Genomic DNA, 6,865 nt, shown 5'->3' with positions numbered 1-6,865 from the left:
GGCCCGCTGGCGCGAGGGCGCACGCCTCGCCATAAACCCCATGCCGGGAGGTCGCCGTATCCGGTTCTTGAGCTCAAGGGTGAAACCGCGGAGCGGCGCCTGCGGCGCCCTTGACCTCAAGAACCGGATACGGCCCGCTGGCTGGCATGGGATTTAGGGACGTGTCCAGCCCGGGGCGCCCGCGTGGACTGCGCCTGCCCCGTCCCGGCCCCCTTCGGCCGGTTGGTGTCAGGCCGGCGTGTCGTCGTTCACACGGCGCAGTTCGATCGGTTTGTCCGAACCGGCGGACGCAGCCAGCTGCCTGCCCTGCTCTGCCAGGATGGCGAAGAGCTGATCCGGATCGCTGGTCCGCAGGCCAAGCGCGGCCGCCTCCATGCCTTCGGCGATGACAATATCGGTCTGGCCGGCCGCGATCCCGTCAAGGATCAGGCTTGCCGCCACCCCGGCTTTCATCCCGCCTTCGATATTCGCGTCCGAGACGCCGCGCGCGTCCCCGTTGGCCGAGAGCGCATTGCGCGAAATCCCGGTCTGCACAGATCCGGGCAGGATGACCGAGACGCCAATGCCATAGGCTGTCTCGACCTCGGCCCGCAGCGACTCGAAAAAGCCGACGCAGGCATGTTTCGCTGCGCAATAGCCGGACCGGACCGGCGTGCCGATCTTGCCGGCGAGCGAGCTGACGATCGCGACATGACCGGCCCCCGCCGCGATCATGTGCGGCAGGACAAGCTTGGTCAGCGCGACAGGCGCGAAGAAGTCGACCTCCATCAGGCGGCGATAAACGGCCATATCGGTGTCGATGATGAGGCTGCGCTGGGAAATGCCGGCATTATTGATCAGCCCGTCAAGCCGACCTGACCAGGCCAGCGCGGTCTCCACCACACCCGGCAGCGCCTCCATATCGGTTGTCTCGAAGGCCAGGATGAGACTGTCGCCCGCGAGCTGGCCTTGGGTCTCCTTCAGCGCCGCTTCATTGCGACCCGACAGGATGACCCGTGCGCCCCGCCTGGAAAGATCGATCGCCATGGCCCGCCCCAGTCCTGAGGAGGCTCCGGTAACCCAGACCGTCTTCGCTTCGAAAAACCCGTTCGTCATATCGCTCATCCCTGCCTGATCCGATGACCCTAACACCCCTGACAGCCCGACGGGAGACTGCGGCGGCGGATGCGCCCGCCAGCCTCGGCCTGCGTGGCGCCCGATCGCATCTAATAGTGGTCCACTCTATACCCATTCATGATTAAATTGATTGGATCAATGGATCATCGTCTGGGATAAGGGTCTCATCGCAGACCCGGTTCGCGGATCTGCAAAGCAATATTTCGTTGGGAGGAAGACAATGGACGGTAATGATCCAAAGGGTATGAGTGGTTGCCCCGTCATGCATGGCGGCAATACCGGGACCGGCAGCAGCGTGATGGCCTGGTGGCCGCGCGCGCTCAATCTCGACATCCTGCATCAGCACGACACCAAGTCGGACCCGATGGGCCCGGATTATGATTATCACGAAGCGCTCAAATCGCTGGATGTCGACGCCCTCAAGGCCGACATGCACGCCCTCCTGACCGACAGCCAGGACTGGTGGCCAGCGGATTACGGCCATTATGGCGGCCTGATGATCCGCCTCGCCTGGCATTCCGCGGGCTCCTACCGCCTGGCCGATGGTCGCGGCGGTGGTGGTGCCGGCAATATCCGTTTCGCACCGCTCAATTCCTGGCCTGACAATGGCAATCTGGACAAGGCGCGCCGCCTCCTGTGGCCGCTCAAGAAGAAGTATGGAAACGCGGTCTCCTGGGCCGATCTCATGCTGCTGGCCGGGACGATCGCCTACGAGAATATGGGTCTGAAGACATTCGGCTTCGGTTTTGGCCGCAAGGATATCTGGCACCCGGAAATCGACACATATTGGGGCGCCGAGCAGGAATGGCTGGCCCCGTCGGACACGCGCTATGAAGACGTCGGCAAGCCGGACACGATGGAAAACCCGCTCGCTGCCGTCCAGATGGGCCTGATCTATGTGAACCCGGAAGGCGTGAACGGTCAGTCCGACCCGATCAAGACTGCCGGACAGGTCCGTGAAACCTTCGCCCGCATGGCGATGGACGATGCCGAGACTGCCGCCCTCACCTGCGGCGGCCATACTGTCGGCAAGGCACACGGCAATGGCGATGCCGGCGCGCTTGGCGCCGAGCCGGAAGGCGGCGAGATCGAGAATCAGGGCTTTGGCTGGCTCAATCCGAATATGGGTGGCAAGGCCGCCAATGCCGTGACCTCAGGGCTGGAAGGGGCGTGGACGACCAATCCGACCCAGTTCGACATGGGCTATTTCGAGCTTCTCTTCGGCTATGAGTGGGAACTCAAGAAAAGCCCCGCCGGGGCCAATCAATGGCAGCCCGTCGACATCAAGGAAGAGCATATGCCGGTCGATGCGACCGACCCCTCTGTCCGTCGCATGCCAATCATGACCGATGCCGACATGGCCATGAAGATGGATCCGGCCTATCGCGCCATCTGCGAGAAATTCATGGCGGATCCGGCCTATTTCAAGGACACGTTCGCCCGCGCCTGGTTCAAGCTGACCCACCGCGATATGGGCCCCCGTGCCAATTATTTCGGCCCCGACGTCCCGGCTGAAGACCTGATCTGGCAGGACCCGATCCCGACCGGTCCGACGGGCTGGAATGTCGACGCCGCCAAGGCTGCCATCGCCGGGAGCGGACTCTCCGTTTCCGACATGGTCGCGACGGCATGGGACAGTGCCCGGACCTTCCGCGGATCGGACAAGCGCGGCGGCGCCAATGGCGCCCGCATTCGCCTGGCGCCGCAAAAGGATTGGGAGGGCAATGAACCCGACCGCCTCGCCCGCGTGCTCGGTATTCTCGAGCCCATCGCCGGCAAGCTCGGCGCCAGCCTCGCGGACATCATCGTGCTGGCCGGCAATGTCGGGATCGAGCAGGCCGCCAAGGCTGCCGGTCACTCCATTGCCGTGCCCTTCACGGCGGGCCGCGGCGACGCCACCGACGCCATGACCGATGGCGACAGCTTCGACTCGCTCGAGCCGCTGGCAGACGGTTATCGCAACTGGGCCAAGGCGGATTACGTCGTCACGCCGGAAGAGATGCTCCTCGACCGGACCCAGCTGCTCGGCCTGACGGCCCCGGAAATGACGGTTCTCGTCGGCGGGATGCGGGTCCTCGGCACCAATCATGGTGGCACGAAGCACGGCGTCTTCACCGACCGTGAAGGCCAGCTGACAACCGACTTCTTCGTCAATCTGACCGACATGTCCTATGCGTGGGAGCCGGTCTCCAAGTCGACTTATGAGATCCGTGACCGCGCCACCGGAAAGGCCAGATGGACCGCCACCCGCGCCGATCTGGTCTTCGGATCGAACTCCATCCTCCGCGCCTATGCCGAGATTTATGCCCAGGACGACAATGAGGCGAAATTCGTCAAGGATTTCGTCGCGGCCTGGACCAAGGTCATGGAGGCCGACCGGTTTGATGTGAGTTAGGGTCGGAAGTGACCGGACAAAAGGACAGGGCGGGCCCACGGGTCCGCCCTTTTCGTGTCAGGTGTCGGTCGGAGGCGGGCCATACCGGTTGGGTTCGCCGCTGCCATTCGTGAGCAGAAGCCCAATCAGGGGAAGCACCGACAGAAGGTAGACCGATATGAGCCCCATCAACGCAAAAAACCCATCCGGTGAGGCGCCATCATCCGGCATCTGCGCGAAGCTATAGGGCATCAGAGACCCAACCAGGGTCAGCAAGAGAGCCGGCGGGACCGCCCATACAAGGCTTCGCCCACTATCATGCAGGCGCCGCGTGATGGACGCGCCCATGAGAACAAAAAGGGCGATGACGACCAGCAGAACGAGCGCCGTCGACACGATCCAGGCCCGCCCGCCAAACAGGGGGCTCGCGACCCCGGCAACCTCCAGGGCGACAGGGGCGATGGCCAGGACCATCGCAAACCCCGCCACCTGCACACCCATCATGCCCCAGGGCAGGAATACCGCCTGCGGGTCACGCCCCTCAAACCGGGTCAGATTGGTCAGGTGATAGGACACGCATTGCAACATCGTCACTCATCCCCGCACTGAGATGGTGACCTTATACAGCGACGTCCGGCGGGCCAAATGATCACTGACCCGATCGGCCACAGGTGCGTTCCGCGCCGCTCTGTTCCGGCATGGCGTGTCAGCCAGGGGACCTGTCCAGACCCTGTGCTAGCAAGCCATCTGCCGCAAATGCCCGGTGACCGGAAGCATGCGCCAGGGCCCGCCCGGGACATTTCCTGTGTCTATCGGCCATCCCGCAGCCACCCGCCTTCAGCGCCAAGGCGGGTGGCGCCAGGCGCGCGATGAAATGGGGGGCCTCCCTTTTGGCACCCGGCACGCCTTGTTGAAGCCGGCAGACGAAATTCGAGCCGGCGCGCGATGCGCACGGCCCGCTCCGGGCATTGCTGGCCCGCCTGTTCGAACTCGCTTTCAGGGTTGGCAAAAGGCGAATGCACCCATGAACGAAATCGAAGATCGCGGTGGCTACACCGTTCAATTCCTGGGTCAGGAATCTGAACCGCTGGTGGTCATCGATAATTTCTACAAGCGGCCCGACGCTCTGGTCGCCGATGCATCGCGCCGGACTTTCACACCTCCTCCGCCGGGCTATCCAGGAATCCGCTCAAACGCGCCGTCGGAATACCTGATGGATCAGGCTGAGATGCTGCGTGACATCCTGACCAACGTGTTCGGCTATACGCGGGACGCCAAGCTGATCGAGTGTAGTTTCTCCCTCGTCACAACAGCCCCGGACAAGCTCTCCTCCGCTCAACGCATTCCGCATCACGATTCCACAGACCCAAGCCTGATCGCGCTGCTTCACTATCTCTCGGGCCCGGAGAAGGGCGGAACCAGTCACTACCGGCACACCTCAACAAGCTATGAGACTGTCCGCCAAAACCGCCTCGACACGTATCGCCAGACACTGGACGCGGAAGAACGGCAAGACGGGACTCTGCCCGGCGGATATTTCGACGGCAGCAGTTCACGCTTCCAGAGGATTGCGCAAACGCACGCCCGGTTTAATCGAGTCGTGATGTATCGTGGCGCATTGCTGCACTCCGGAGACATTCCCCCGAACTTCAGTTTCTCCCGTGATGTAGGAGAGGGGCGGCTGACCGTGAACTCCTTTTTTCTGCAAGGATAGTTGGCGCATGCAATGCTGCGCGCATGTCAGCAAACCGGCGCTCGGCTCGCATGAAGAAGCAGTGGACAGCAAGAACGGAGGGGCCTTGAAAGCCGCGATCTGACGCCATGCGGCCAAGGCTTGGGCGCGCTATCTGGCCGATGATCTGAGCCGGGAAGAAGCGGCAAGGTAGGGATACTTCACCGAAACGGGATTCCCGATGGGCGCACCGGCCTGGCTTTCGGCGATGGAAACGAAATCGAGCCGAAACTTCCGTCCCAGGCCACGCGGGCGCCCAAGACTGGACACGGAATAAGCGGTGTGTGTCCCACTTTTCTTCTCGCTGGAACAGTGGCGCCGCGCGCAGGGCTGGCCATAGACCGCTTGTCAGCCAGCGGGCCGTATCCGGTTCTTCAGCTCAAGGGTGAAACCGCGAAGCGGCCCTGCGGGCCCTTGACCTGAAGAACCGGATACGGCGGTCTCCCGGCAAGCGGTTTAGGGTGGAGTTTGCGCCTGCGCGCGGGGGTCGGTAGGGGGGGGGGGGTAATTGTGTCTGTCCCGGTTATTCCTGCGGAACAGGCCGCAAACTAGGTCATATCGTTAGGCTAGTTGGTCGTACGCATGGATGTTCCATTCCGACCGGACGATCACATATCTTTGTTGTGCTCATCCATAACGCCGCGGAGTTTGCTAGCGAGCGCTGAAATTTCATCAGCAGAAAAACCTATCTTCAATTTGAACTGGCTAAATGGCTCACCGCGCGACGCGTGCGACAGCGTGGCCACGATCATCCGAACCTCATCCCAAGTCAGATCCAACGCTGTTGTCTCGGAATCGCACATAGATAAACACCTCAGTCATAGGTTTGCTGCCGTCTCGGCAGGGAATTTCTCACATAGTCTTCATACGCACGCGAACTCGGCGGTCGAAACGCTGTGGGAGAAACCGGGACAGACACAGTTTCCAAGGTCATGTGTGGTCATCCTTGGAAAGGGTTGCGCATCAAACGAAAATGGAAGCCCGACGCCCCACGCTTAGGCCGAAGTTCCTCTGACACGGCCCTATTCCGCCTCTCGGAACGACTGTCCGCAATTTGAGCACCGCGGCCCAAGAAATGCGAAGTTAGCCCAGCCTATCGGCGGCTCGTCACATGTTGGGCATCTCAGGATGAATCGTTGAATTTGAATCAGAAATCCGCAAATCATTACGAGAAGGAAAAAAACTCTGATGCTGCCGTACCAATTATCAATAATGTTAAAATTACATATAGAACTACTACGTACCGATTATAATTCGATCTATAAGTTTGAAATTTACTCATTACCGCCAACCAAATCCACCAGCTCAGCCACTTCATCCAGCAGCCCAGAAACATCTATCCGCTAAAAATCATCCATGCCTCCTGGGTGCCCCACACTACCGTCAAGAGTTGAGAAAAACATTTCTCCTTCAGTGTTAACCACAGCCCCGAACCCGAAAAAGCGGGGACACACACCATTTATTCCGCGCCCACGCGGGGACGCTTGCAAAGCTTCGTCTTAGACCCTGGGAACCCAAATTTCGGCGTCGCTAATGGGTGTGTGTCCCTATTTTTCCGAGCGCCGCGCGCAGGACTGGCCATAGATCGCTTGTCAGCCAGCGGGCCGTATCCGGTTCCTCAGCTCAAGGGTGAAACCGCGAAG

At 61.2% G+C, this 6,865-nt stretch carries 5 protein-coding genes; 2 read left to right on the top strand and 3 right to left on the bottom strand.

Features of this window, described 5'->3' with window-relative positions; genetic code table 11:
- Window positions 1-228: 228 nt before the first annotated feature.
- Complete coding sequence (locus JXQ94_RS13935; RefSeq protein ID WP_421924394.1) at window positions 229-1,104, bottom strand: SDR family NAD(P)-dependent oxidoreductase; 876 nt, start codon at window positions 1,102-1,104, stop codon at window positions 229-231.
- Window positions 1,105-1,336: 232 nt separating this feature from the next.
- Here JXQ94_RS13935 and katG point away from each other — a divergent pair, with 232 nt between their 5' ends.
- Window positions 1,337-3,511, top strand: a complete 2,175-nt coding sequence (gene katG, locus JXQ94_RS13930) for a catalase/peroxidase HPI (RefSeq protein ID WP_421924393.1) — start codon at window positions 1,337-1,339, stop codon at window positions 3,509-3,511.
- Window positions 3,512-3,568: 57 nt separating this feature from the next.
- Here katG and JXQ94_RS13925 read toward each other — a convergent pair whose 3' ends face one another.
- Complete coding sequence (locus JXQ94_RS13925) at window positions 3,569-4,078, bottom strand: DUF805 domain-containing protein (protein WP_421924392.1); 510 nt, start codon at window positions 4,076-4,078, stop codon at window positions 3,569-3,571.
- 217 nt (window positions 4,079-4,295) lie between these two features.
- Here JXQ94_RS13925 and JXQ94_RS13920 point away from each other — a divergent pair, with 217 nt between their 5' ends.
- Window positions 4,296-5,204, top strand: a complete 909-nt coding sequence (locus tag JXQ94_RS13920) for a DUF6445 family protein (RefSeq protein ID WP_421924391.1) — start codon at window positions 4,296-4,298, stop codon at window positions 5,202-5,204.
- Window positions 5,205-5,830: 626 nt separating this feature from the next.
- Here JXQ94_RS13920 and JXQ94_RS13915 read toward each other — a convergent pair.
- Window positions 5,831-5,974 carry a hypothetical protein gene (locus JXQ94_RS13915; RefSeq protein ID WP_421924390.1) on the bottom strand — a complete coding sequence of 48 codons (144 nt, stop codon included), beginning with the start codon at window positions 5,972-5,974 and terminating at the stop codon, window positions 5,831-5,833.
- Window positions 5,975-6,865: the final 891 nt, after the last annotated feature.

The sequence above is a fragment of the Maricaulis maris genome, assembly GCF_049116555.1.
In the GTDB taxonomy this organism is placed as follows: Bacteria; Pseudomonadota; Alphaproteobacteria; order Caulobacterales; family Maricaulaceae; genus Maricaulis; species Maricaulis maris_C.
The sequence above is the reverse complement of the archived record's forward strand: the minus strand, read 5'-3'. Positions and strand labels throughout refer to the sequence as shown.

Bases quoted from the DNA above. Each gene is read 5' to 3' on its own strand.
- JXQ94_RS13935 (WP_421924394.1), bottom strand. From the start codon at position 1,104: ATGAGCGATATGACGAACGGGTTTTTCGAAGCGAAGACGGTCTGGGTT.
- katG (WP_421924393.1), top strand. From the start codon at position 1,337: ATGGACGGTAATGATCCAAAGGGTATGAGTGGTTGCCCCGTCATGCAT.
- JXQ94_RS13925 (WP_421924392.1), bottom strand. From the start codon at position 4,078: ATGTTGCAATGCGTGTCCTATCACCTGACCAATCTGACCCGGTTTGAG.
- JXQ94_RS13915 (WP_421924390.1), bottom strand. From the start codon at position 5,974: ATGATCGTGGCCACGCTGTCGCACGCGTCGCGCGGTGAGCCATTTAGC.